At 61.6% G+C, this 23,772-nt stretch carries 24 protein-coding genes; 9 read left to right on the top strand and 15 right to left on the bottom strand.

Going from position 1 to position 23,772, the window contains the following annotated elements; genetic code table 11:
* Positions 1-51 precede the first annotated feature (51 nt).
* The 3 genes from AD663_RS15740 to AD663_RS15730 are packed head-to-tail and all read left to right on the top strand — an operon-like array spanning position 52 to position 3,125.
* A complete protein-coding gene (locus tag AD663_RS15740; protein ID WP_053214103.1) occupies positions 52-240 on the top strand; it encodes a DUF1656 domain-containing protein in 189 nt (62 codons plus the stop codon).
* A gap of 12 nt (positions 241-252) precedes the next feature.
* Positions 253-1,161: an HlyD family secretion protein gene (locus tag AD663_RS15735; RefSeq protein WP_053214102.1), complete on the top strand. Its 909-nt coding sequence runs from the start codon at positions 253-255 to the stop codon at positions 1,159-1,161.
* Positions 1,161-3,125 (top strand): FUSC family protein, encoded by a 1,965-nt coding sequence (locus AD663_RS15730; protein WP_003182538.1) that lies wholly within the window; start codon positions 1,161-1,163, stop codon positions 3,123-3,125. The genes AD663_RS15735 and AD663_RS15730 overlap by 1 nt, the downstream gene beginning before the upstream one ends.
* A 66-nt stretch (positions 3,126-3,191) precedes the next feature.
* Here AD663_RS15730 and AD663_RS15725 read toward each other — a convergent pair whose 3' ends face one another.
* From AD663_RS15725 to AD663_RS15710, 4 genes are all read right to left on the bottom strand, one after another.
* Positions 3,192-3,836, bottom strand: a complete 645-nt coding sequence (locus AD663_RS15725) for a DUF2182 domain-containing protein (RefSeq protein WP_225970832.1) — start codon at positions 3,834-3,836, stop codon at positions 3,192-3,194.
* Positions 3,837-3,989: 153 nt separating this feature from the next.
* Positions 3,990-5,525 (bottom strand): tyrosinase family protein, encoded by a 1,536-nt coding sequence (locus AD663_RS15720; RefSeq protein WP_003182535.1) that lies wholly within the window; start codon positions 5,523-5,525, stop codon positions 3,990-3,992.
* A gap of 132 nt (positions 5,526-5,657) precedes the next feature.
* Positions 5,658-6,080 carry a hypothetical protein gene (locus AD663_RS15715; protein ID WP_003182533.1) on the bottom strand — a complete coding sequence of 141 codons (423 nt, stop codon included), beginning with the start codon at positions 6,078-6,080 and terminating at the stop codon, positions 5,658-5,660.
* A gap of 16 nt (positions 6,081-6,096) precedes the next feature.
* On the bottom strand, positions 6,097-8,277 hold the full coding sequence (locus tag AD663_RS15710) for a multicopper oxidase family protein (RefSeq protein WP_172680607.1): 2,181 nt from the start codon (positions 8,275-8,277) through the stop codon (positions 6,097-6,099).
* On the opposite strand from AD663_RS15710, the gene AD663_RS29340 reads away from it, so the two are divergent.
* The gene (locus AD663_RS29340) at positions 8,276-8,404 is read left to right on the top strand and encodes a hypothetical protein (RefSeq protein WP_256217219.1); all 129 of its coding nucleotides are present in this window, start codon (positions 8,276-8,278) and stop codon (positions 8,402-8,404) included. The genes AD663_RS15710 and AD663_RS29340 overlap by 2 nt on opposite strands.
* A gap of 568 nt (positions 8,405-8,972) precedes the next feature.
* Here the strand turns inward: AD663_RS29340 and AD663_RS15700 are convergent.
* The 3 genes from AD663_RS15700 to AD663_RS15690 all read right to left on the bottom strand — a co-directional run bounded on the left by AD663_RS15700 (position 8,973) and on the right by AD663_RS15690 (position 11,806).
* On the bottom strand, positions 8,973-9,899 hold the full coding sequence (locus tag AD663_RS15700; RefSeq protein WP_053214100.1) for a sugar ABC transporter substrate-binding protein: 927 nt from the start codon (positions 9,897-9,899) through the stop codon (positions 8,973-8,975).
* 99 nt (positions 9,900-9,998) lie between these two features.
* Complete coding sequence (locus AD663_RS15695) at positions 9,999-10,787, bottom strand: TIM barrel protein (RefSeq protein WP_003182525.1); 789 nt, start codon at positions 10,785-10,787, stop codon at positions 9,999-10,001.
* Positions 10,784-11,806: a Gfo/Idh/MocA family oxidoreductase gene (locus AD663_RS15690; protein WP_003182523.1), complete on the bottom strand. Its 1,023-nt coding sequence runs from the start codon at positions 11,804-11,806 to the stop codon at positions 10,784-10,786. Before AD663_RS15690 ends, AD663_RS15695 begins: the two co-directional genes overlap by 4 nt.
* Before the next feature lie 177 nt (positions 11,807-11,983).
* Here AD663_RS15690 and AD663_RS15685 point away from each other — a divergent pair, with 177 nt between their 5' ends.
* Positions 11,984-14,008: a sigma-54-dependent Fis family transcriptional regulator gene (locus tag AD663_RS15685; RefSeq protein ID WP_003182522.1), complete on the top strand. Its 2,025-nt coding sequence runs from the start codon at positions 11,984-11,986 to the stop codon at positions 14,006-14,008.
* A gap of 67 nt (positions 14,009-14,075) precedes the next feature.
* On the opposite strand, the gene dmeF is transcribed toward AD663_RS15685, so the two are convergent.
* The 7 genes from dmeF to AD663_RS15650 form a co-directional block, all read right to left on the bottom strand.
* On the bottom strand, positions 14,076-14,993 hold the full coding sequence (gene dmeF, locus AD663_RS15680; protein ID WP_003182521.1) for a CDF family Co(II)/Ni(II) efflux transporter DmeF: 918 nt from the start codon (positions 14,991-14,993) through the stop codon (positions 14,076-14,078).
* Positions 14,994-15,012: 19 nt separating this feature from the next.
* Entirely contained in the window at positions 15,013-15,288 is a 276-nt protein-coding gene (locus tag AD663_RS15675) for a metal/formaldehyde-sensitive transcriptional repressor (RefSeq protein ID WP_053214099.1), read from the bottom strand.
* An 84-nt stretch (positions 15,289-15,372) separates the two neighbouring features.
* Positions 15,373-15,987 carry a 3-isopropylmalate dehydratase small subunit gene (gene leuD, locus AD663_RS15670; protein WP_053214098.1) on the bottom strand — a complete coding sequence of 205 codons (615 nt, stop codon included), beginning with the start codon at positions 15,985-15,987 and terminating at the stop codon, positions 15,373-15,375.
* Complete coding sequence (gene leuC, locus AD663_RS15665) at positions 15,987-17,405, bottom strand: 3-isopropylmalate dehydratase large subunit (RefSeq protein ID WP_003182513.1); 1,419 nt, start codon at positions 17,403-17,405, stop codon at positions 15,987-15,989. The genes leuD and leuC overlap by 1 nt, the downstream gene beginning before the upstream one ends.
* A 146-nt stretch (positions 17,406-17,551) precedes the next feature.
* Positions 17,552-17,956, bottom strand: coding sequence for a cupin domain-containing protein (locus tag AD663_RS15660; protein WP_003182511.1), 405 nt, complete (start codon positions 17,954-17,956; stop codon positions 17,552-17,554).
* Between the two features lie 295 nt (positions 17,957-18,251).
* On the bottom strand, positions 18,252-18,545 hold the full coding sequence (locus AD663_RS15655) for a putative quinol monooxygenase (protein ID WP_003182510.1): 294 nt from the start codon (positions 18,543-18,545) through the stop codon (positions 18,252-18,254).
* A gap of 122 nt (positions 18,546-18,667) precedes the next feature.
* The gene (locus AD663_RS15650; protein WP_053214097.1) at positions 18,668-20,101 is read right to left on the bottom strand and encodes a PLP-dependent aminotransferase family protein; all 1,434 of its coding nucleotides are present in this window, start codon (positions 20,099-20,101) and stop codon (positions 18,668-18,670) included.
* Positions 20,102-20,305: 204 nt separating this feature from the next.
* On the opposite strand from AD663_RS15650, the gene AD663_RS15645 reads away from it, so the two are divergent.
* Complete coding sequence (locus tag AD663_RS15645) at positions 20,306-20,746, top strand: carboxymuconolactone decarboxylase family protein (protein WP_003182505.1); 441 nt, start codon at positions 20,306-20,308, stop codon at positions 20,744-20,746.
* A 129-nt stretch (positions 20,747-20,875) separates the two neighbouring features.
* Here the strand turns inward: AD663_RS15645 and AD663_RS15640 are convergent, their stop codons facing one another.
* Entirely contained in the window at positions 20,876-21,217 is a 342-nt protein-coding gene (locus AD663_RS15640) for a hypothetical protein (RefSeq protein WP_033046092.1), read from the bottom strand.
* 205 nt (positions 21,218-21,422) lie between these two features.
* Between AD663_RS15640 and AD663_RS15635 the strand changes: the two genes are divergently transcribed.
* Genes AD663_RS15635 through AD663_RS15625 form a run of 3 tightly spaced genes read left to right on the top strand, consistent with a single transcriptional unit; the run spans position 21,423 to position 23,576 of the window.
* Positions 21,423-22,055 carry a TonB C-terminal domain-containing protein gene (locus AD663_RS15635; RefSeq protein WP_003182501.1) on the top strand — a complete coding sequence of 211 codons (633 nt, stop codon included), beginning with the start codon at positions 21,423-21,425 and terminating at the stop codon, positions 22,053-22,055.
* A complete protein-coding gene (locus AD663_RS15630) occupies positions 22,052-22,597 on the top strand; it encodes a sigma-70 family RNA polymerase sigma factor (RefSeq protein ID WP_033046090.1) in 546 nt (181 codons plus the stop codon). Before AD663_RS15635 ends, AD663_RS15630 begins: the two co-directional genes overlap by 4 nt.
* A 37-nt stretch (positions 22,598-22,634) precedes the next feature.
* A complete protein-coding gene (locus AD663_RS15625) occupies positions 22,635-23,576 on the top strand; it encodes a FecR domain-containing protein (RefSeq protein WP_053214175.1) in 942 nt (313 codons plus the stop codon).
* The last annotated feature ends 196 nt before the right edge of the window (positions 23,577-23,772 follow it).

The raw sequence follows: 23,772 nt of genomic DNA, 5'->3' as shown, positions 1-23,772 counted from the left end.
CCCCTTCAGTACGCGGGCGAATGCTAGAACTTCCGAATCCCGGTGCTTGCCATGCTCAGCGAAATCTCGATTGCCAACCTCTATTTTCCCCCCTTGTTGATCTACTTGGCTGCATCGGCTCTGGCCTACAGATTGATTGAACGCCTGACCCGTCGCTGGCTGGACGGGACGTGGCACCCGGCGCTGGCGCGCTTTTTTGTCTCGCTTATCGTCGTGTCGGCGATGGTCGTCCATTGCTAAGTGAGGCTGGCCATGTCTGTCGTCAAAATCCTTAAACCTGCCTTTACCTTGGGACTTGGCTTGCTGGCGTTGGTGTTCTGCCTGCAACTCTGGCGTGCGTATGTCCTGGCGCCCTGGACGCGGGACGGTCGGGTGAGCGCCCAGGTCATCCGTATTGCACCGGAGGTGTCCGGCCAGATCGATCAGTTATTGGCCGGCGACAACCAATGGGTGGCTAAGGGCGACTTGCTGTATCGCATCGATGCGCGAGCTTATCGACTGACGCAGCAGCAGCGTGCGGCGGAGTTTGCAGAGGCGCGCAGTGTGTTCGAGCAGCGCAGTGCGCAATTCAAGCGACGAGCCCAGTTGGCTGGCGCCATCGCCCGGGAAGAGATCGACAACGCAGCGCGAGACTTGGCGGTGGCCCAAGCGCGCCTGGATGCGGCAGGAAGCCAATTAGCCCACGCCCAACTCGACTTGGACCGCACGGCTATTCGTTCGCCGGTGGACGGCTACGTCACTCAACTACGCCTGCAAGTGGGTGACTACGCGCAGGCTGGCAATACCAATCTATTCGTGGTCGATGCTCATAGCTTCTGGATCACGGGCTATTTCGAGGAGACCAAGCTGCCGAGTGTGCGCATCGGCGCGCCAGTGTCGATCAAGCTGATGGGGTTTGCCCCGCTACTGGAGGGACATGTCGCAAGCATGGGCAGGGGGATTGCCGATGCCAATGAATTGCGCGACGACAACGGTTTGCCCCGGGTGAGCCCGACCTTCAGTTGGATTCGGTTGGCACAGCGTGTACCCGTGCGCATCGAGTTGGACAGGGTACCGGACGGGGTGGAGTTGGCGGCGGGCATGACCGCCAGTGTCGAAGTGACGCAGTCGAACGCCGCCCCGCGCTGGCGACTCACCCAATGGCTACAGGCGTTCATGTGATGACTCCTCTGGCGACACGCTTTTTCGCGGCGATCCCCTGGCCCTGGACGCCCGCCACTCTCTCCTACGTACTGCGCAGTATCCTGGCGGCGGGCCTGGCGCTGTGGCTCGGCTTCCAATTGCATCTGGAATCGCCGTTTTCGGGGGCATCCACCGTGCTGCTGCTGGTTCAGCCGATCCAAGGGGCGGTTCTGGGCAAGGGCTTCTACCGCATGCTCGGTACCTTGGTCGGCATGGTTGCGGCCTTCGTGCTGACAGGGTTGTTCGCTCAGCAGATGGTGTTGTTCATAGTGGGCATCGGTATGTGGCTGGGCCTGTGCGTAGGCGCGATGAGCGTCCTGCGCCATTACCAAGCCACGGCGGCAGTGGTGGCGGGCTATACGGTGTGCCTGGCGTTGGGTCCTGCCATCGTCGCGCCCGAACAAGGGTTCGACCACATCATCACCCGAGGCACGGCGGTGGCGCTCGGGGTCCTTAGCTTGAGCCTGGTGGTCACGCTGTTCAGTGCCAAGACCATGGAGCAGAAGGTTCGAAGCTCGCTGGCGGACGTCTGGGGCCGCAGTGCTCGGCTGCTCGCCGCGAGACTGTCTGGCGAGCAGCCCGTGGCGCTGGCGACGCTGCGTCATCAGCTCGCTATGGATATCGGCAAGGTGGACGACCAACTGGGACTCGCCCGGGGGGAGTCGTCACTGATTCGCTCCCGGCAACTGGCGATTCAGGCAGGCCTGGCACATTTGCAGTCCGCTGTGCTCGATGTGCATGGCGACGACCCAGACCCTGGAATAGACCCCACGTTACTCGCTCAAATAAGCACGGCGTTGCGGCAACTGAGTGAACGGATGGTCGACGCCCGCTGCGACTTCCTTGCCGCTGCCGATACGATCGGGCAACTCCATAGCCTGGTGGACGATCTCGCTGACTCGAACCCGTGCTCGCGGTTGCCCAGCGAACGGTTGGACGAACAACTGAAGGACCTGGGCGAGGCCTTGCTGAACTTCTCCAGTCTCGACCACGCTCGCCGGGAGCAGGTGCGCGCCGTGGGGTATCACCGCAATTTCGGCGATGCGGCGCGCAACGGCTTCCGGGCGCTGCTTGCCACTTTGGCGGCTGGTGCGGTCTGGTATCTCAGTGGTTGGGATCAAGGGCCGGCGCTGTTGGCGGTCATGGGCCCGTGCTGCACATTGGTCGCGATGGCTCCCGCGCCTGCCCAAGGCATTGCCAGCTTCATACGGGGAACGCTCTACGCCATTCTGGCGGCAGCGCTGTGCAAATTCCTGCTGATGCCCCAGATCAACGGTTTCCCTCTGTTATTCCTGCTGCTGGCTACGTTCTGGTCATTCGGGATCCATGCAACGAGCCAACCTCGCCACGCCCTGCAAGGTATTGCCTACCTGATCGGGTTCAATACATTGGTGAGCACTGGCGGTACCGCCTTATACGATTTCGTCGATTTCGCGAACCAGGCGCTGGCTTGGATCGTTGCGATGCTTATCTGCCTGTTGGCGTTCCAGATATTGCCGAAAGATCGAGCGAAACATATTCAGGCTCTGAAACTTTCATTGCACAAGAACACACTCCGGCTACTTCGCCACGCAAGCAATATCGATCACCCCAAATGGCAAGCGAAACAACAACACCGGCTAGTTGCGTTGAAGGGTTTGCTTGGCGCCAATCACCCGGATGCTTACCACGCAGGCTACTTGTCGCTGCAGCTGAGTAAGCAATTGAACCGGCTACAGCGTAAAGCCAGCTGTATTGATCCTGAATCTCCGATTGCTCGATGCGCGCAAACCGGAGCCCGGCGGATTGCTCGGTACGCCCATGCCCCAGCGATCAGCGCCGCCCAGGCACGGCGCACCTCTAAGTCGATGAGCAGGTTAGGGGCTCATCATTTATCGATCTCTTATCAAGACTTGGCTCGGCTGTTGGAGCAATACGCGAACATCGCGCGTCCTCCTGGTTGAGTCAGTAACCCCGCAGTGAAGGGAAGGTCCAGACGGATTGCATGCGTGAAGCCTTGTTTTAAACGCTCAGCTCCAGCGCGGCGCTTTGGCAGGGATGAGCCGTTCAGCCAGCAGGATCGCGCCCGCCAACAACATCATCGGAATGTGCCAGGACCCGCTGACAAGCGGCACGAGCATCCAGGCCCAGCACGAAACGATACAAAAGAGGCCGTGCGCCAGGCCACGGATCAGGCAATCCCTGTCGGCAGCCCAGCCGAACAGGCTTAGCTGCCCCATTCGGTGGCCACGGTCGAGGGCTGCGCGGTGCCACGGGCTCGCGCTCCACAGCATTGCAACCAGCAGCGCCACGGCCAGGGTATTTTCTGCGGCAGCCATCTGTAGCAACAGCGCCAGGGCGATCAGGAGCGGTCCGGCGGCCATCCACATGGCAGCGTAACCGAGCAGGAACCCGACTGACGCTTGTATTCGCCTGTTTGGCAGGCTGGAGCGCCAGACGTGCGTGAGTGGCGTCGCCAGGAGGGGCGGCATCATGGCCAGGAGCATCAAGGCCCAACCGGCCAGGATTCGCTGGGGTGGGTTGAGTGCCAGCTCCGCTTGCAGGGCGGCAGGCCAACTCGTAAAAATCGACAGCCCATTCGCAGTGACGCAAAACGCAGGTCCGTTGGTGTTGATGTCGTTGTAGACGGACAAGGCCAAGCCGAGTCCCGCCATTGCCAAAAGCACCGGCCAGGGGTCACAGGTAAATTGGCGTAGAACAGAGCCTGGCCGCATAAGGTCGTTCTCGACACTGATGTCTATCTGGCGTTCACCAGCGACTGAAGCCGGACTTCAACGCCTGAAGTCCGGCACCGTCGGTCCAGGTTGCTACTGAGTCTGCAGCAACAGATGCACATCGATAACGGGGTCGCCCATCAGCTTCTGCGGGAATCGATCGCCGACGAAGTCCTTGTTCACCGGCTCCACCCAGACGCTCAGCTTGCCGCCCAACACGGCCGCCATGGGTAATTCGAAATCGAATTGGGTCATGGCGTTGGCCACGCAATTGGCGCAGCTTTGCGTCTCCACCGGTTGAAACAATGCTCTGGAGGCGATGGTCTTCGCGTCCTTCTGCAAGTGCACCGAAAAGCTGCCGGGGATCTTCAGGCGATTGATACCGCTGACTCGCACATTGACTCGATCGGCTTCAACGGTGAAGCGTTTGGATGCGGCGAGCGTACGCTGGGTCTTCGGCATGAAATCGACGTCCGAGCTTGTCGCTGCGGGTGCATAGTCGATGCCGAGTTGACTGACCGAGTCGATGATCGCAACCGTGTTCAGTTCTGGTGGGGAACTGGTGAAAGGGTTCAGGGTTTGCAGCGCCGCATCATTGAAAATCTGATAACTGACCGGATCGGTGACTTCGTTGATGGTGGTGAGCAGCCCATGCAGATCGGTGGCCAGCATCTTTTTCTGCCATTCCCAGAACAGCCTGTCCCAGTTGCAATGGAAGAACCAGAACACCGGGTCGAACGCCGCCACTTCCTGGTTCTGCATGGTTGGCCCGATGGAGTTGTGGCCGCTGTCGTGGGCGGCAATGATGGTGTTGTGAGCGGCACCGGACCAATAGCCGTGGAAGTCTTCCCAGTCGGTTTTGCTCATGGCTCGGTTCACATCATCGGTCACCCCGTAGGTCAGCAGCTTCTGGCCAATCGTGTCGTAGTCAAAACGTGTGGTGACGTAGCCTTCGGGATAATCGGAACTGGCGGCTTGCTGCAGTGTGTATTGATCGAAGGGCGGGCTTTTAAGCACGTCGGGGAAGGGCGTGGTGATATCCCAGTAGGGCAGGGTCACGTTCGCACAGCCGGGGACCGATCTCAGCGCGTTCTCGAAGCTGACCAGATAGGCGCGGTGCCAAGGGTTATAGCCCGGGACATGGTGCATGCAATAGGTATTGGGCACCGGAAACCAGTGATAACCGGCCTGTGTGAAGTAGCTGTTGGGGTCGGCGGCGTCCATGGCCATAATGCCGGCAAACGCCTGTTTGAGCAGACCGAGCTCGGCGCTGGACAGCGTGGTGATGTCCTTGCGGACCCTGGCGGCGGACGCGTCTGCGCTGGACAGTGACCGCGCCGCGAAGTCCGTTGCGTTGGCGCTGGCAGCGGGGACTCCTTTGGGATAGCCGTTGTTCATCCAGTTCAGAAAGGTACCCACCCAGTCAGCGGGCCAGGGTCGGTTCGGCGGCATATTGCCCCCCGCCACCTGTTGGTAGATATCGCCGGCGTGCTTCATCACCGTGTAGTAGCTGGCCAGGTCAAGGCCTTGCGTGGCCATGTGCGCCCTGTCTACTGAGGTGAACATATCGCGGATCTGCCCGTACCAGGTAGGTTGGGCGACAGGCGCTGTGGTGGAAGTAGTGGTCATGCCCGACTCCTTGTCATCAATAACGAATGAACGTTGCAGTGGATCGGATCCTGGTCGCCAGCCTGCGCATGCTCAACACATGCAGCTTGCTCGACATCCGTGGCGGCCCGGTAGTGTCCCGGCCAATAGCACCTAGGTACTCTTGACGGAGATGAACGAGGCGACCAGTCCGGCGGGCTCGCCATTGTGAGGTTTCATGCGGATCACCGACCCGGTGATGGCCGGAACCTGACTCACGCCGTTGGGCCAGTGTTCCGTCAGCGATCCGTCATAGTCGTAGAAGTAGTCTTGTGTCGAAGTCCCGGGTCGCCCGCTGCCTGCAATGTGCACATGGTCCGGACGACCGTGGCCATGGGTGATGACCCCCTTCAAGTCCATGACGGCGTTCGCCCCGAAACTGAGTTCGCCAATGAACGTCTCATCGGCGGTGTCCTCTACGGTCCACACACCTTCGGCGAACAACAGCGCCTCCAGTTTCGTCGGGTCGCCGTCAGTCAGCACAGGGTTGTTGAGGAAGCTTCTGTATGTCCATTTTCCTGCAAAGGGATTACTCATTGCCGATAGCTCCTGATCAGGGTTGCTTGGAGTCCGAGTGTTGATGGGCGGTGTGCTTCATGCCGGCCATGCCAATGCCACCGCCGACGGCAGTGATGTCCGGAACGATCTGGATATTGGTCATCATGCCGCCGTCTTCGTGGTCGAGGATGTGGCAGTGAATGACGAACTCACCGATGTAGCGGTCGTAGTGCGTGCGCACCAGAACCTGATAGTCGTTCTGCACGAAGACGGTGTCCTTGAACTCATGCCACATCCCGCAGTACTGGTTTTGCAGGCCCAGTTCGTCGGCTGGCACCAGGCACTCGCCGTTGGGGCCGAAGATGCTCTTGGGCTTCTCGCCGGGCTTGGCATAGAGCACGTCCATCACCTGGAACGGGTTGACGTGAATGTGAAAGATATGAGGCTCACCCTGGGAGGTCAGGACCCAATCGTCTGTCGTGTTGACCTGGCGGGTGAAATCGATGCGGTCCGGATCGTAGGACTTGTAGTTGATATAGAAGCCGAACGGGCCGGTCCACGGATCTCCCGGTTTCTGTGGCGCATTGGCGGGCGGCGAGGGCGGGAATGGCGGATTGCCGATAAAAAAGTCGGCCTTCTGAATGTCATCATTGACCACCGCGTTCTTCAGGTCATCCATCCCGCGCCAAGGGTTCAGGTCTCCGGTTCGCAGCCCTTCCAAGGCTGCGGCAGGGAGCGATTTATCCGCCTTGTTGGCGTCGTACAGCGCTTGCTGGATGTAGCTTTGCGGATCGTCAGTCACAACCTTGCCGCCTGACACGATGACCGTGGCCAGCAATTGTGTTTCGTTCGGACCCTGGCCGCCGGGGCCACCGTTGGGGCCTGCATTGGCGCGTTCAGCGGGGGTTGCCGCCTGGTTCAGCACGCAGTAGGTGCCGTCGCGGGGGAACATCAGCAGTACATCGCTGCGGTAGCCCGGTTGCAGGAAATTGCTGCCGATGCCGCCGCTCACGCTCTTCTTGTTGACGCCGATGGGACGGATCGCGGTGCGCGTGAGTCCGTCGGCGGCGATCTCGAACTGCGGTACGAGTTCGACCGGTTTGCTGGTACCCGGCACAGTCGCCGGGCACAGGTCGGCAATCGTGGCGGCCTGTTCCTTCGGTGTGCCGCTGAGTACACCCTTGAGCGCAAGCGTGGCTGTGGGGCTGGTCGGGTTCATGGGCACGATTTGCAGGTTCACGGTGTCGTGGATACCCCCGTGGATAAAACGCCAGCGTTGGATTTCTCCCGCGGCGATGCCCTGGAGGGTCGGCTGTACCACGCCGTTGATGCTGGTGAAGCGACCACTCTCGTCCCAGACGGTGGGTGACGAGAGCTGCGCCTGGAAGTTCTCCACGACGCCGGTCTTGCCGCTGGGACACGTCCAGGTGCCATCTTTTTGCGTGATGATGGCGCCCTTGTCGTCGAAACACGCATAGGGAATCTGCTGGAACAGAAAGACTTGCTCGATGATGGGGTCTCCGGCGACGTTCTTGAGAATGGTGTCGATGTCTCCTGGCTTGCCGCCGGTATAGGGTCGGTTACCGCGCACGATCAGCGCGCCCGCAGCGCCGCTGGCGACCTGCAGGGCAGTGGAACCATGCCGGTGCGCGTGGTACCAGAAAGTGCCTGAAGGGTGATCCGTGGGGATGTTGATCTCGTATTCGAATCGGGTTTGCGGGGCGATATTCAACAGCACGTTATCGCTGTTGCCCGACGGTGAAACATGCATCCCGTGGTAATGCAGATTGATCGTGTTGAAGCAGCCCGGTTGACCATTCGCCGGGTCACCTCCACCTGGACAGCTGGGATCGTTCTTATCCAGCTGATTGTCCAGGTGGACCCGCAAGGTATTGCCTGGCTGCACATCGATGAGCGGCCCCGACAGGCAACCGCCATAGGACCGCAGCTTGACCTTGTCCTTGGCGCCGTCGGGATTGCCTGGGTTGTAGATAGAGTTTTCGCGCTTCTGCACTTGCAGGTTGAGTTCGACCGTTTGCCCGTCGCGAGTGATGTCGCCCTGCGGGTTGCAATCCGTTTGCACGGTGGCCGACTCAGTTGCCTTCAACGTGCCCGGCGCGCCTTTTTCAACAAGCCTGGGCGGTGCCAGGAACGGCTGGGGGGCGAGTTCGGCAAACGCTGCCGAGGAGGTTGTACAGGCCAACAACCCGGCCAGGGCCATACGAAGCGAAGTCATGTTGTTCTCCCTGCGCCATTGCGCGGAAATAGGCGACGGCCTTGGTGGCCGTGTGTCCTTTGATCAACTGCGTTATCTGGGAACCGGCATCGATCCTGCGGTGAGGCTGCAGGTTTTCCAAGAATGAACTTTGCGCTTGAGCTCATGGACGCTGGTCGCGGCCATGCCAGAAAAGTCGCAGGTGCGACCTGGGGCAGACGGCGGGGCCGGCAGTTGAATGGCGCAAGGGAGGGCGGGTGTGTACGGCGGTTCGATTCGAGCCATCCGGTGGAACCGCTTGTCTGGGGCACTGACGTCGAGCAAGTCCACGCGATCATGGGCCGCTATGGCAATCAGGTACTGTCCTGGTGCGGACATGGCTCCCTCCTGGGGAACACCTTGGCGAACGCATTCGCGTCGTCAGATGTGTAGCTTCCTGCTAATCATCGTTGCGATGTCCGGACGGCAAGATCGGGGGTCTTGTGGCTCGGAGCCAGTATCCTGAAAGTCAGCTTTGGGAGCATAGCCGGCGTTGTTTGATCTGCAAGGTACTTTCGTAGGCATTTTCTGAAGGGGCGACGGTAGGAGCACTCTCCCAGCTAACGAAGCCCCCCACAGGGGTTGCGGCTGCTCACACCTTTTCTGCACACCGTGAATCTGTTGTGAGCGAGCTTGCCCGCGAAAGCGTCGGGATATTCAACACCCCAACCCCAGCGCTATTTGTAGTGCTGCTCGAACACGGCCACCTGTTCCGGGGTGATCAGCTCAAAGGGCACCCAGACATCCGCCTGGACCGGTTCGTCCTTGATCATTTTGATGGCCGCTTGCAAGGCAACGGTGGCCTGGGCCTTGGGGTCCTGGAAGACCGAAGCGACCAGCATCCCGCGCTTGATCGCCGCCAGTCCGTCGGGCAGGCCGTCGATGCCGACGATCGCAATCTCGCCCTTGGCTTTGCCGGCCTGTTGGAGCGCCATGGCGGCGCCGATGGCCATCTCGTCATTGTTGGCAACGATGGCATCGAAACGGGTGCCTGCCAGTAGCCAGTTGCTGGTCAGGTCCATGCCTTTGTTGCGCTGCCATTCCGCCGTTTGCTGCTCGACGATTTTGATGCCGGGATAATCCTTGAGCACCTGTTTGACGCCCTCGGTGCGGTCATGCGTAGCGTTTTGCGCCAGGTCGCCCATGATGATCGCGAGCGTGCCCTTGCCGCCGAGTTTTTCCGCCAGATAGCGCATCTGCAATTGCCCGGCTTCAATGTCGTTGGAAGCGACCGTCACTACGCCTTTGGGCAGGACGTGTTCGTCCGGGTGACGGTTGACATAGACCAGCGGCGTCTTCGCCTCGACCGCTGAGCGGGTCATGCTGGCGGTGGCGGAGGTATCCACGGGCAAGACGATGACCGCGTCGACTTTCTGATTGAGGAAGCCCTGGACCTGATTGAGCTGACGCACCACGTCGCCCTGGGCGTCTTCGAACTGGATCTGCACGTCTTCTTTCTTGGCAGCGTCCTCCAGGCCGCGGCGTACATAGGTCATGAAGTTGTCGTCGACCCTGGCAATGCTGACGCCGATGCGATAGCTGGCGGTTGCCCATTGGCTGAAGACGAGTAGCAGTGCGGCGAAAAGAAGTGTGCTGCGACGCATGATGGTTTTCCTTTTGTTGTTATGAGTCGAAATTCATCAAGATCAAACCTGGGACCGACCGGCACGCGTTGGCTTGACGCCGCAGCGTGCCGCCGGCGCTCAATCCAGCGTGAAGGCTTGCCGAAAGCGCTCCAGTGCCACTTCGCTGTCGCCACTGGCCCAACCTTCGAGCCCGACGACACCGGTGTATCCCATGCTGAACAAAGCCTTGGCAATGGCTGGATAATGGATTTCACCGGTGCCGGGCTCTTTGCGTCCGGGGACATCGGCCACCTGGATTTCCCCGATGGCGCTGCCGGCTCGCTGAATCAGTTCGATCAGATTCCCTTCGCCGATCTGGGCGTGGTACAGGTCGAGGTTCATCTTCAGGTGCGGGCTGCCCACGGCTTCGATCAGCGCCAGGGTGTCGTCGGCGCGAGCGAACGGAGTACCGGGGTGATCGACCTCGGTATTGAGGTTTTCCAGCAGGAACACCCGGCCGGCGTCTTCACCCAGGCGAGCGATTTTTTCCAGGGTCTTGCAAGCGCTCAACCACATGCGGCCGGTGGCGTGGGCCACGGGTTTGACCGGCAAGCCCTGGTCGCCCAGGCCGGTGCCATGCAAATTGAGGCTCGGGCAATTCAATTGGGCGGCGATGGCCAGGGATTCCCGGGCGCTGTCGAGCAGGCGCTGGATGTCCTCGGGATCGGTGAGGTTGCCGCTGATGTAGCCGGTCATCGAGGTGAAGTCAGCGCCGGTGGCGACCAGGGCCGGAATGTCTTTCGTCGTCCAGTCCCAGATTTCGGCACTGAAGCCCAGCGCGTGAATACGTTTGACGCGCTCGGTGAAGGGCAGGTCGAGGAACACCATCTCGGCGCTGACGGCCAGCTTGAACGGGGTGAAACTCATGGGCGACCTCCCTGCACGCGCACGGCTTTGCCTTGCTGGAACGACTCGATGCACGCACGCGCAATAGCCAGCGCCGCCCGGGCATCTGCGCCACTGGCGAGTGGTTGTTTGCCGGTGCGCAGACAGTCCACAAAGTGGTTGAGCTCGGCCACATAGGCATCGCGCAACAAGTCAGTGTCCAGCCGCTGGGTGTCCGCCTGGATGCCATCGGCCAGATAACGAACCAGGTCTGAGTCGCTGATGCTGCCCATGCTCAGCATGCCGGCGCTGCCGAACACTTCCCCGCGCACGTCGTAGCCATAGACCGCCTGGAAATTCGCTTCGGCGGTGGCGATGGCGCCGTTGTCGAAACGGATCGTGACCACGGCGGTGTCGAGAAAGCCCTTGCTCTTGTAGTCCGGTGCGATCAGCGCGTCGGCCATGACGAAGACTTCCACGGCTTCGGCACCGGGGTTGAGATAGCGCAGGGTGTCGAAGTCATGAATCAGGGTCTCAAGGAAGATCACCCACTGCGGCGAGGCGGCTGGATTGTTCAATGCCGGATCGCGCGTCAGCGAGCGCAGAAGTTGCGGCGTTCCTATACGGCCGGCGACCACGTCCAGGTGAGCGGTCCGGAAGCTTTTGACAAAGCGGCGGTTGAAGCCGACCTGCAGCGTCACTCGTGCGTCCGCAGCCGCGGCGATGGCGCGGTCGGCTTCGTCCAGGGTGATGGCCATGGGTTTTTCACAGAACACGCCCTTGCCTGCGCGAGCGGCACTGATCACCAGTTCGGCGTGGCTGCGGGCCGGGGCGGCGATCAGCACGGCGTCGATGTCCGGATCGTCGAGCAGGTGTTGTGGATCGGTGTAGACCTGCTGCACACCCAACTCTGCCGCCAGACGCGCGGCTTGGCCGGGTGTCGGGTCGGCGATGGCGGCCAGGCAGGCCCCTGGAATATGCCTGGCGGCCGTCAGGCCATGGAAGCTGCCCATGCGGCCGGCGCCAATGAGGCCGAGGCGGATGATTTTGGTTGTATCCATGAATGACTCCCCTTTTGTTGTTATTCAGCGACTCGACGACAGACAGGCCTTCGCCGGTACAAGGCAAGGAGCAAGGGCTGTGCCATAAATTAACTTATTGATATTTAACGAATTTATTAAGCGGTTTTTGAATAAGTGCGCATTTAAATGACATGTCTATACTGACATGTTGAAAATATGAACATAGGTGGCAGCGTGATCCCACAACCCACGGCCCTGAGTGTGCAGGACCTCGATTACCTCACCGGGCTCGGTCCAGCTTCGTTGAGCGAGGGTCCCATCGCTGAGCTGGAGCAGGCTTGGCGGCAATGCCTGAGCGGACAGACTGAGCGGCCAGCCAGGGTCAGGCAGGTGATCTGGAACTCCTGGTTGCGCAGTGTCGAAGCAGGCCTGGATCCGAATGACGGCGAATACCAATTCGTCGCCCCGGCTGAACTGGCCGCGACACTGGCGAGCCATCGTGTGTTGATCGCCGCCGCGGCAGAGGTGATGCGCGGCTTGTTGGCCTACAACCCCAGGGGCCATATCAACCTGACCGATGCCCAAGGCACGACACTGTATTTCTGTGGCCTGGACCTCACCCCGGTGGGCAGCCGCCTGCTGGAGTCGGTGCAAGGCACCAATTGCACGGGGCTGGCGCTGGCCGAAGACCGTTTGGTGTACGTGCTGGCCGAGGAGAATTTCGCCACCGGCTTGCGTCGTCGACGCATGCATTGCGCTGCCGCACCGATCAGGGATGCCCAGGGCCGGACACTGGCCATGCTCACCCTGACTGCCGAGCCCGGCTGGTTCCATTTCCACACGCTGGGCACCGTCCAGGCCGCTGCCGAAGCGGTCGCGCGGCAGATGGCGCTACAGGCTTTGTTGGCGGAGCAGCAAACCGTGTTGGAAGTGCTCAATGAGGGGTTGGTGGTGCTGGACGAGCGCGGCTGCATCAAGGCCCTCAACCGCTATGCCCGGCAATTGTTTCGAGTGGGCCGCGACTTGTTGGGCAGTCCGTTCCAGCGTCTGGGGCAGAGTGAATTGACCGACGAGATTCTGCTGGGCAGCGGCGAAGGTCCACGGGACCTGGACTGCATCTTCGAGCTGCATGATCGCAGCCAGTTGGCCTGCCTGGTGTCGGTGTGTTCACTGGAGCAGGGCGGGCGCATTGTTTCGCTGCGGGAGAACCGCCGTATCCGGGAAATCACCCGGCGGATCATCGGCACCCAGGCCAGCTACACCTTCGAAACCATCCAGGGCAGTTCGCGAGCGATCCTGGACGCGTTGCACCTGGGGCGGATCGCCAGTCGCAGTGACTCGACAACCCTGATCCTGGGGGAGAGCGGCACTGGCAAGGAGTTGTTTGCCCAGGCCATCCATAACGCCAGCGACCGCAGCGGCGGACCGTTCGTGGCCGTCAATTGCGGAGCGATACCGCGGGACCTGGTGCAGAGCGAATTGTTCGGTCATGTGGAAGGTGCTTTCACCGGATCGGCGCGCGGTGGATCGGCCGGCAAATTCGAATTGGCCGATGGCGGAACGATTTTCCTCGATGAAATCGGCGACATGTCGTTTGATGCCCAGGTCAGCTTGCTACGGGTCTTGCAGGAAGGCGAGGTGACGCGGGTCGGCGCGAAAAAATCCCAGCAGGTGAATGTGCGCATCATTGCCGCCACACACCGGAATCTGAGCCAGGCGGTGGCCGATGGCGCGTTCCGGGAGGACCTCTACTACCGGCTCAATGTCTTGAACCTGACGGTGCCGCCGCTGCGCATGCGTCGCGAGGACGTGCCGCTGTTGGCGCGGCATTTCCTTGGGCGATGTGCCCGCTCGCTGCGCAAATCGGTGCAGGGCATCTCGCCCGAGGCGCTGGAGATCCTGTCCGCCTATCACTGGCCGGGTAACGTGCGCGAGCTGGAAAACACCATTGAACGGGCGACGAATCTGGCGGTCACCGCACTCATCCAACCGAGTGATCTTCCGCTGGAAATCAAGCAGGCGCTGCGATCATCGGCGCCGGGCGTTGTGCCTGGACCCAGGACAACCCTGGACCTGAGTGCCCACGAAATGAACGCGATCATCGCCGCCCTGAAGGACACCGGCGGCAACATCCGCCTGGCCGCCAGACAGCTCAACGTTTCCCGTGGCGGGCTGTACAACAAGATGAATCGGTTCGGATTGAATGCCGATGCTTTCCGTTCAGGCGCGAGTGTTCTCTGAGGTGATGATTTGGACACGCATCATCACCTGAAAGGCCGGCACATCGCCGTGGTGCGCCGGCCATTTTTCAGAGCGATCGAAACTCGACCGTCAGATGACTGATTTCGTGAACGGGCTTGAGACGTCCCCGAATGCTCTCGGCGTTCGCAGTGGCCTCTCCCAGGACACTGACGATGGCTGCATGGGCTTGCGGACCAATCCGCCAGACGTGCAAGTCGGTGACGGTGGCGTCCCCCGGTTTCTCGACCAGTTCGCGGATTTCCTCGGCCACGTGCGCATCGGTCTGATCCAGCAGTACGCCAGCCGTGACGCCCATCAGGGTCCAGGCCCAGCGCGCAATGACGATGGCGCCGACGATGCCCATGACCGGATCCAGCCACACCCAACCCAGGTACCGGCCGGCGAGCAGCGCGGCAATGGCCAGGACAGACGTCAGTGCGTCTGCGACGACGTGGACATACGCCGATTTCAGGTTGTTGTCATGCCCGTGGTGGGCATGGTCATGATCGTCATGATCGTGCCCATGGCTGTGTCCGTGGCCCAGCAGCAGGGCGCTGATAATGTTGACGATCAAACCGGCAATCGCGATGAGCGTAGCGGTACCGAACTGGACCTGCGTTGGTTGCAGGAGGCGCATGACAGACTCAACGCCAATGCCCAGGGAAACCATGCCGAGAATTAGTGCCGAGGCGAACCCGCCCAGGTCTCCGACCTTCCCGGTGCCGAAACTGTAGTGCTGGCTGCGAGCGTGGCGTTTCGCGTATCCGTAGGCGAACGCCGCGATGCCCAATGCGCCGGCATGGGTTGCCATATGAAAACCGTCGGCCAGCAATGCCATCGAACCGGTGATATAGCCGGCGGTGATTTCGCCCACCATCATCACGACGGTCAGTGCCACGACCCAAAGCGTACGCTTGGCATTTTCGTCATGGGCCGAGCCAAGGAACACATGGTCATGTATGTGGGGGTGACGGGTGCTGTTCATGAGTCGTACCTTGAGGCGTTCACTTGGAATAGCGGCGAATGGCTTCGAGAAGTTCCTCGATGCCCTTGTTGCGCTGCGCTTCGCTGAGAGCAGGATTGGCGACATGTTCGCGCGCATGTTCCTCGATGATTTCTTCCATCAAGCCGTTGATGGCTCCGCGAGTGGCGGCGACAAGGTGCAGTGTTCTGGCGCAATCGAGATCCGACTCCAAAGCCCGTTCAACGGCTTGGATTTGTCCGGCGATACGTTTTACACGTTTGAGAAGATCGTCTTTGTTGGCTGCGATATGGCCCATGGGATACCCCCGTCGATGCGTTGCACACGATAGGGGTACCCCCTATACCTATGCAACTGGTCGGGCGGCGGCGGAGAGAAACAATCAGCGCAACCAGGGATTTTCCTTCAAGTGCAGCGCCTCGAACGCCCGTATCGCCTCAGCCTTGTGCAACGTCCGACCGATCGCATCGAGCCCGTCCAGCAGCGCCTGCTTGCGCAACTGATCGATGGCAAATTCAACGACGCTGCCGTCGCTCAGGCGGATGCACTGCGCCGGTAGATCGATGTGTATTTCGGCGCTATGCGCTTGCGATATCGCTTCCATGACCCGGTCATGCTGGACGGCGTCGAGTTCAATCAGCAGGACCCCGTTGCGCTGGCAATTATCGTAGAAGATGCCCGCGAAGCGCGTGCCGATCAGCGCGCGTATGCCCATCTGCTTGAGCCCCCACACGGCATGTTCGCGGCTGGACCCGCAGCCGAAGTTCGGCCCGACCACGAGGAAACGTGCGTCCTGCCAACCCGGGCGATTGAGGATGAAAGCCGGATCTGGCGCGCCGTCCGGCAGCCAGCGAAGGTCAAAGAACAGTCCGCGATCCAGGCCATTGCGGTCGATGCCTTTGAGAAACTGTTTGGGCATGATCACGTCGGTGTCGACATTCGCGGCGGGGAAGGGAGCGGCGATGCCGGACACAGTGATAAAAGGTTCCATGATCATTACTCCTGATTCAAGCTACGTACGTCGGTGAGATGGCCGGTCAAGGCAGCAGCGGCCACCATGATCGGACTCATGAGGTGCGTGCGTGCTCCGGCGCCCTGGCGGCCTTCGAAGTTCCTGTTGGTGCTGGAGGCGCAGCGATCACCAGGGGCGAGCACGTCGTCGTTCATTGCCAGGCACATGGAGCAGCCCGACTGCCGCCATTCGAATCCTGCCTGGCGAAAAATATCCGCCAGGCCTTCTGCCTCCGCTTGGGCTCGCACCTGCGTTGATCCGGGCACGATCATGGCTCGCACCCCAGCGGCAACCTGCCGCCCCCGGACAATGGCTGCAACGTTGCGCAGGTCCTCGATGCGCGCATTCGTACAAGATCCGATGAAGGCATGGCTGATGGCGATATCTGTCAGGGGCTGGCCTGGGTGCAGGCCCATGTAGCGCAGGGCACGTTGTAGGTCGGCACGGCGGATGAGGTCGGGTTCGGCCATTGGATCAGGCACCGCGTCGCCTATGGGCGCGGCCTGGTCCGGGCTGGTGCCCCAGCTCACCATGGGTTGCAAGCGACTGGCGTCCAGCGTCACTTCGCGGTCGAACAGCGCGCCCTCGTCACTGCGAAGTTCGCGCCATCGGTGCAACGCCTGCTCCCAGCACTGGCCCTTCGGCACGCGTGGTTTGCTGGCGAGGTACGCAAACACCTTGTCGTCCGGTGCCATGAAAGCACCTCGGGCACCGGCTTCGACGGCCATGTTGCACACCGTCATCCGAGCTTCAACGCTGAGTGCGGCGATGGCCGGGCCGGTAAACTCGATGACATAGCCCGTTGCGCCGTCAGCGCCGATCGACTCGATCAAAGCCATCACCATGTCCTTTGATTCGACCCCCGGATCCAGCACACCGTGGACCGTCACGCGCAGCGTCTTGAGACGCTTGTAGACCAGCGTCTGGGTGGCCAGCAGATGTTCTATTTCCGACGTCCCGATCCCGAAGCCAAATGCGCCCAATGCGCCGTAGGTCGTGGTATGGCTGTCTCCTGCAGCGACCACCATGCCGGGCAGGATGAAGCCCTGTTCCGGCGCGACGACGTGTTCGATTCCTTGCCGGGCATCGAGAATGTCGAACAACTCGATACCGAAGTCCGCGCAGTTTTCCGCCAGATAACTGACTTGGCGAGCGCCGCCTGCATCGGCCATCGCCACGGTGCGTGTCGGCGCCGTGGGGTTGACGTGATCGACGACGGCTAACGCGCTCTGGGGGCGCCAGACCGGACGATTGGCTTCCCGTAGCCCGGTGAATGCCTGCGGGCTGGTGTACTCGTTGAGTACTTGTCGGTCTATGTAGAGCAGCAGATGGTCGTCATCGTCGAGGCGGCAGACGGTGTGAGAGTCCAGAAATTTGTCGTAGAGGGTGCGAGGCGTATTCATGAAGGTCCGGACACTTGTAGAGGCGGGGACTCGATACTCCGGCCCAAGCGCAGGCTCGATCAATCGCCAGGCTGTGAAACCACACTTCATGAAGTGTGTTTGATGCGGTGAGCCTCGCCCCACCGCCACAGGCTGACGCGGGTCGGTCAGTTCTTCAACGGGATCAGCACCGCTTCTTTTTCACCCATGACCATGAACACCAGCAGTTTGGCCGGTTGGGTCGCGCTGGCGTTTTTGGAGACGAGGTGCTCGGAGCCTGCCGCTTCGTACCAGTATTGCCCGGCCTTGTAGGTGACCGCAGGCTCGCCCTTGACCTGTGAGGTGATGGCGCCTTCGAGCACGTAGGCCATGGCTGTGCCTTCATGTTTGTGGGCGATGGATGATTGGCCGGGGCCATAGTCGACGGTCAGCATCATGGCTTTTTTACCGGGCAGGTTTTTCAGCATTTTTTCCTGCAATACCGAGACTTTCTCCGAAGGGGCGGCTTCGTGGGCATAGACCTGGGCGACGGGCAGCAGGCTGAGGGCAGTGATCAGATAGAGGGCTTTCATGGCGGGTGACCTTCATGGATGGTTGGGTGGATGCGCGTTGCGCGGCGACAGGTACAACCCTAAGGCCGGCACTGGGGCAAGCAAACGTCCAATTTTTCGGAAGGTGGGGAGACCAATGTGGCTACCAAGCTATAACTGACTGGCCTGTAGCGTTGTGGCGAGGGAGCTTGCTCCCGCTGGGTGGCGAAGCCGCCCTCCAAGGGGCCGAGTCCACATTTCGCAGGACGGCTGGGGCGCCTGCTGCGCAGCCGAGCGGGAGCAAGCTCCCTCGCCACGGGAACAGTGTTGGGGCGTCTCAGACAACCGGAAAACTATTGAAATCCACGCTCCGGGCCAGGCGGTTGTCGATCAGGCTGATGAAGCCTTGGACCTCGGGACAGTTGAAGTGGGCCTGCATCGCCGCTTCCGATTGCCAGCGGGCGCTGACGCTCCAGCGGTCGCTATCCTCCGGGCAGCGGTCGACCATGTAGGCGTCGCAGCCGGGCAGCGCCCGCAGGGTGTCGACGATTTGCTGCAACTGCCGGCCCAGTTCTTCCGAGCGGCCGGCGGCGGCCTGTACCTGTACGGTGTTGATCACTTGGCGAGACATTGTCCAGGCTCCTGAATCAAGTCGAACGGGTTTGCTCAATTATCGATGCCACCGGTGCAGGATAGGCTTGCCGGGGCGACGCTCAAACAGCCAATGGGCGGAAAAACACCCACTCCAATCGGTCAGGTGACCTGCTGCAAAATGTCCCGCAAACGGTCCAGGGCGATATCGATGTCGAGGGTTTCGATCGCTCCGAAACCGAAGAACAGCCCAGGTCGCACCGGGACATCGTTGAAGAAACCCGCGAGGCTGTAGAGCCCGACTTCGACTTTTTTCGCCAGCTCGATCACCAGCGCCAGGTCTATCGGTACCTTGCACAGCACCGCCATATGGAAGCCGGCGGTGGTAGGCACGGCCTCGAACCAGGGCGACAGATCACCGGCCATGCGTGCCAGGATCCGCTCGCGCCGGCCGGCATATAGGGTATGACAGCGGCGGATGTGCTTGAGCAGGCAGCCCTCGGCGATGAACTTGGCCAGCGCCCATTGGGGCAGGGTGGAGGTGTGCTGGTCGGTCAGGCGCTTGGCCAGGATCACCGCTTCGAGAATGGCCGGTGGCAGGATCGCGTAGCCGAGCCGCAGCTCTGGCAGCAAGGTCTTGGAGAACGTGCCAACGTAGGCCACGATGCCACGCTCATCAAGACTTTGCAGGGAGTCGGCAGGCCGGCCTTCGTAGCGGAACTCACTGTCGTAATCGTCTTCGATGATGATCGCGCCCAACTCATAGGCCCGTGCCAACAGGGCCTCACGGCGCGCCTGGCTCATGGGCATGCCCAGGGGGAACTGGTGGGAGGGCGTGACATAAATCAGCCGCGTGCCGTCGGGAATCAGGTCCACCCGCATGCCTTGGTCATCCACCGGCACCCCGGCCACCGTGGCGCCCTGGGAGCCGAACAACAACCGTGCCGGCGGATAGCCCGGGTCTTCCATGGCCACGAGGCTGCCGGGGCGGGTCAATACCCGCGCGATCAGGTCCAGGGCTTGCTGCGCGCCATTGCACACCACCACGTCTTCGTCCTGGCAATTGACCCCGCGGGAGAATGCGATGTGTCGCGCGATGGCATTGCGCAGCGCCGGCAAGCCTTCCGGCTGGCTGTAGAAGCCCTTGGCGCTGGCGATCTGACGCAGTGCATGGGCGGTGCAGCGCCGCCAGTCATCCAGCGGGAACTGGCCCTTGCCGGTGGCGCCACCAATGAAGTCATAGCGCAACGCACCCTCGCTGGTGGGATGGCGCAGCAGGTCCGGCATGTTGCGCCAGGCCTCGACAACATCGGCACCGGCCAGCTCGCGGTGGCTCTGTTTACGCACGATCCTGGCCGGCCGTGCATTGACATAAGTGCCCTTGCCGATGATGCCGGTGAGATAACTTTCGTAAGTCAGTTGGGCATAGGTGTCGGAAACAGTCTTGCGCGAAACGCCCAGTTGTTCGGCCAGCAGGCGGCTAGGGGGCAGTTGCATGCCCGCGGCCAGGCGACCGCTTTCGATGGCGCTGCGCAACTGCTGGTACAACTGGCCCGCCAGGTCCTTGCGGCCGTTGATGACTACATGAAGTTCCATAACCGCAAGCTCCCGGGCGATTGTTTGGCGGCCAGCGTCAAAGGCGCAAGATTACTCGTATTGTGCAGCGGCGCAGAAGTTGCGTGCAGAAAAACCCGCTCATTGGTCTTTTGCGGCGTGGCCCCGGTTTTTTCGCCAAATTGGAGCTGTCGCGGGTGGCTTGCAGGGCCTACCGTGAACGTCCTGATCGTCACGGAGCCAGCCATGAGCAAGCGTCTGGATTATTACAATGCGTCTCCCGGGGCGATGAAAGCCATGATCGGCCTGGAAGCCCTGGTCAGTCGCCTGAGCATCGAACCGGCGCTGCTGCACCTGATCAAGATTCGCGCCTCGCAACTCAACGGCTGTGCTTTCTGCACCGACATGCATTCGTTGGAGGCGCGCAGCCAGGGCGAAACCGAACGGCGCCTGTACGCGGTGGTCGTGTGGCGTGACAGCGGCTTCTTTTCCCCCCGCGAACGCGCGGCCCTGGCTTGGACCGAAGCGGTGACGCTGTTGGCCGAAAGCCAGGTGCCCGACGACGTCTATGCCCTGGCTCGTGCCAGCTTCAGCGAAGAAGAACTGGTGGACCTGACGCTGGCGATCAGCACCATCAACAGCTGGAACCGGCTGGCGGTGAGCTTTCGCCAGAGTCCCAGCGGCTGATCCCCAGGGTCATACCAGACAAATCCCGTGGCGAGGGAGCTTGCTCCCGCTCGGTTGCGCAGCGACCGCTCTCTTTTGGGGCCGCTGCGCTGCCCAGCGGGAGCAAGCTCCCTCGCCACAAGAGCCCCCTCACTTGGTCAATGGCGAGGTACTCGCAGGCGTCGGTGGCCGTTGAGGCTTGACCGAAGTGCCGAACGTGTTGCCCATGCGCACGCCAGTGGCCGCCGGGGTTGCCAGGCCGATGCTGTTCGGCGCGCGTTCGTTGACCGGCACATTCAGGGCATCTTGCGTGCGTTGTGCGGCAGACGCGGCCTGTGGGTCGTTGCCCATTTGCCGGCTCAGGCAATGGTAGTCCGGGGTCTTGTAGCCGCCGACGGTCACCTCGATACACGCCGGCGCCTCTTCGCCTTGGGCCCAGGGCAGGGCCATGAGCAGTCCGAGGCCCGCCGTCATGCGCATCCACTTTTTCATCATCGACCTCCTGGCCCGCCACGTGGGACGGTTCGTTGTCAGGGCATCAGTCTAGTGCGGTCCGGTGGATTTGTAGCGGTTGTCATACGACATTCATAAACAGCCCTCAGGATGACGCTTTTCAACGGATACGTCAGTCGTGCAGCAGGGCAGAGCCGGGGGCGGACGCAGGCGTGGTTGGACTGGGGCGCCGTGGGCCTGGCTGATGGTGTCGCTGTGCCTGCTGGCTGGGTCGGTCCAGGCCGAGGACCTGGTGGACCTGGACATTGAACCTCAAGAATTGGCCACCGCGTTGGAGCAATTCAGTCGCGCAACCGGCATGGCGGTGCTGGTGGACCGCCAGTTATCGGGCCAGCGTCATACGCTGGGGGTCCAGGGGCGATTCACACCTTCGCAAGGGCTGAACGTGCTGCTTGGCGGCACCGGGCTTGTGGCGCAATACGCCCGGGTAGATGCATTTACCTTGCAACCGGTGCGGGTCCGCGAAGTGCCACTGCCTCCCGGTGTCAGCCCCGGCTTGAGCGACAGCAATTACGCGGCAGCGATCCAGGCGGTTATCCAGCGCAACTTGTGTCGATCGGCGTTGACGCGCCCGGGCAGTTTCCGCGCCGTGCTGCAGGTGTGGATCGGCCGTGATGGCGTGATCCAGCACAGCCGCCTGGTCAGTCCCACGGGTGATCAGATGCGCGACAAGGCCTTGGTCAACAGCTTGCAAAACCTCAGGATCGATCGTCCGGCGCCGAGTTCGTTGCGCCAGCCGGTGACCCTGCTTTTGTTACCCGACTCATCAGGAAGACGCATGGAATGCACAACAGGGGAAGGGGTGTCGGGGCGATGAAGGACACCGGTCGCAGCCCATTGGTCAAGTTGTTCCTGAGCTCCTACGAGGATTTCAAATCACGCTTGCGCAAGCGCCTGGGTTCCGAAGAACTGGCCAACGATGTGCTGCACGAAACCTACTTGCGTGTCGATCGCATGGTCGACACGCAGGACATCGCCCAGCCCAACGCCTATTTGTATCGAATGGCCCTGAACATCGCCGCCGACCGTCGGCAAGCCGATGCGCGTCTGCTCACCGGCGACGAGGTCGAGGAGCTTCTGCATGTCTCGGATGAAGCGTTGGATCCGGCGCGTGTGGTGGGCGGGCAAAGGGAACTGCAAGTGCTGCTCAAGGCGTTGTATGAATTGCCGGCGCGCCGTCGCAGGATCTTCATCGCGGCGCGCCTGGAGGAGGCGCCGCATCTGGAAATTTCCCAGCGATTCGGCATTTCCACGCGCATGGTAGAGAAGGAAATCAAGGCTGCGCTGGGCCATTGCGCCCTGCGCCTGGAAAGAAAAGTCATTCAACGGTTCGGTCCCGGTGCGGGAAAACCGTCTTGAGAGTAGAGAACCGATCAATTGGTGAGTGTGCGTGCGCTTGAACATCTTCAGCATCACTTCCCCTGACGCCATGCCTGCGGCCCGATTGGCCGATGAAGCCCGTGACTGGCTGATTCTGCTGACCTCGGGGCGGGCCACCGTGGCCGACGCCCAGGCCTTGCGCCAGTGGTGCGGGCAGAGCCCCGAACATGCGCAGGCCTTTGCACAGGCCAAGCTCCTGTGGCAGGAACTCCGACCGGCCGCCGCTGCGTTGCAGGCACCTCGGCCGTTCGGCCGCCGGGCATTGCTGGCGGGGGCAATCGCGGCGTCGGCCGGTTTCCTGTTGATCCGTATCACGGTACCCGGTGGCGTGTCCGGGCTGGGCGCTGACTACATCACCGAAGTCGGCGAGCAGCGTCGCGTGGAACTGGCCGAGGGCGTCAGCCTGGAGCTCAACACCCAGACCCGCCTCAGCCGCCGTGCGCTGGACGATGGCGGCCAAGGGGTGGAATTGCTCAGTGGCGAGATCGAGGTCCAAGGGCGCAATGCACAGGTGGTCAGCGTCCAGGCTGGTGCTGGCTGGATCAGCGCCGCCCGGGCACGGTTCAATGTCCGCTACACCGACCAGAGCGTTTGTGCGACATGCCTGGAAGGCGTGGTGCAAGTGGCGGTGCAAGGCCAGCGCTTTCGCCTGGAGCCGGGCATGCAGTTGATCTACGACAGTGGCCGGGTGGGCAGCCCTCGTCATGCCGATGTATCGGCCGCCATTGCCTGGCGCGAGCAGGTGCTGGTGTTCAACGACGCAACGCTGGCCAGCGTCGTCGACGAAATCAACCGCTACCGTCCGGGCATGCTGCTATTGCTCAATCGCGAACTGGGCCTGCGCAAGGTCCAGGCGCGCTTTCGCCTCGATCAACTGGCCGGCGTGGCCCTGCTGATCCGCGATGCCTACGGCGCCAAATGCACCGAGTTGCCGGGTGGGGTGGTGGTGCTGAGTTGAGCCACGCGCGGCCTGGGTGGCCTCATCGCGAGCAAGCTCCCACAGGATCGTTGGGCTTGCCCAGATATCGACCGACTACAAATCCCCTGTGGGAGCGAGCTTGCTCGCGAAGGCGGCATAACAGACGGCATTGATATCGAACCTGCTTGCCTCTTCGCGAGCAAGCTCGCTCCCACTGGGTTTGTGCATGTTCTCG

Origin of the sequence: Pseudomonas sp. Q12-87, assembly GCF_001269755.1 — a bacterium.
In the GTDB taxonomy this organism is placed as follows: domain Bacteria; phylum Pseudomonadota; class Gammaproteobacteria; order Pseudomonadales; family Pseudomonadaceae; genus Aquipseudomonas; species Aquipseudomonas fluorescens_S.
The sequence above is the reverse complement of the archived record's forward strand: the minus strand, read 5'-3'. Positions and strand labels throughout refer to the sequence as shown.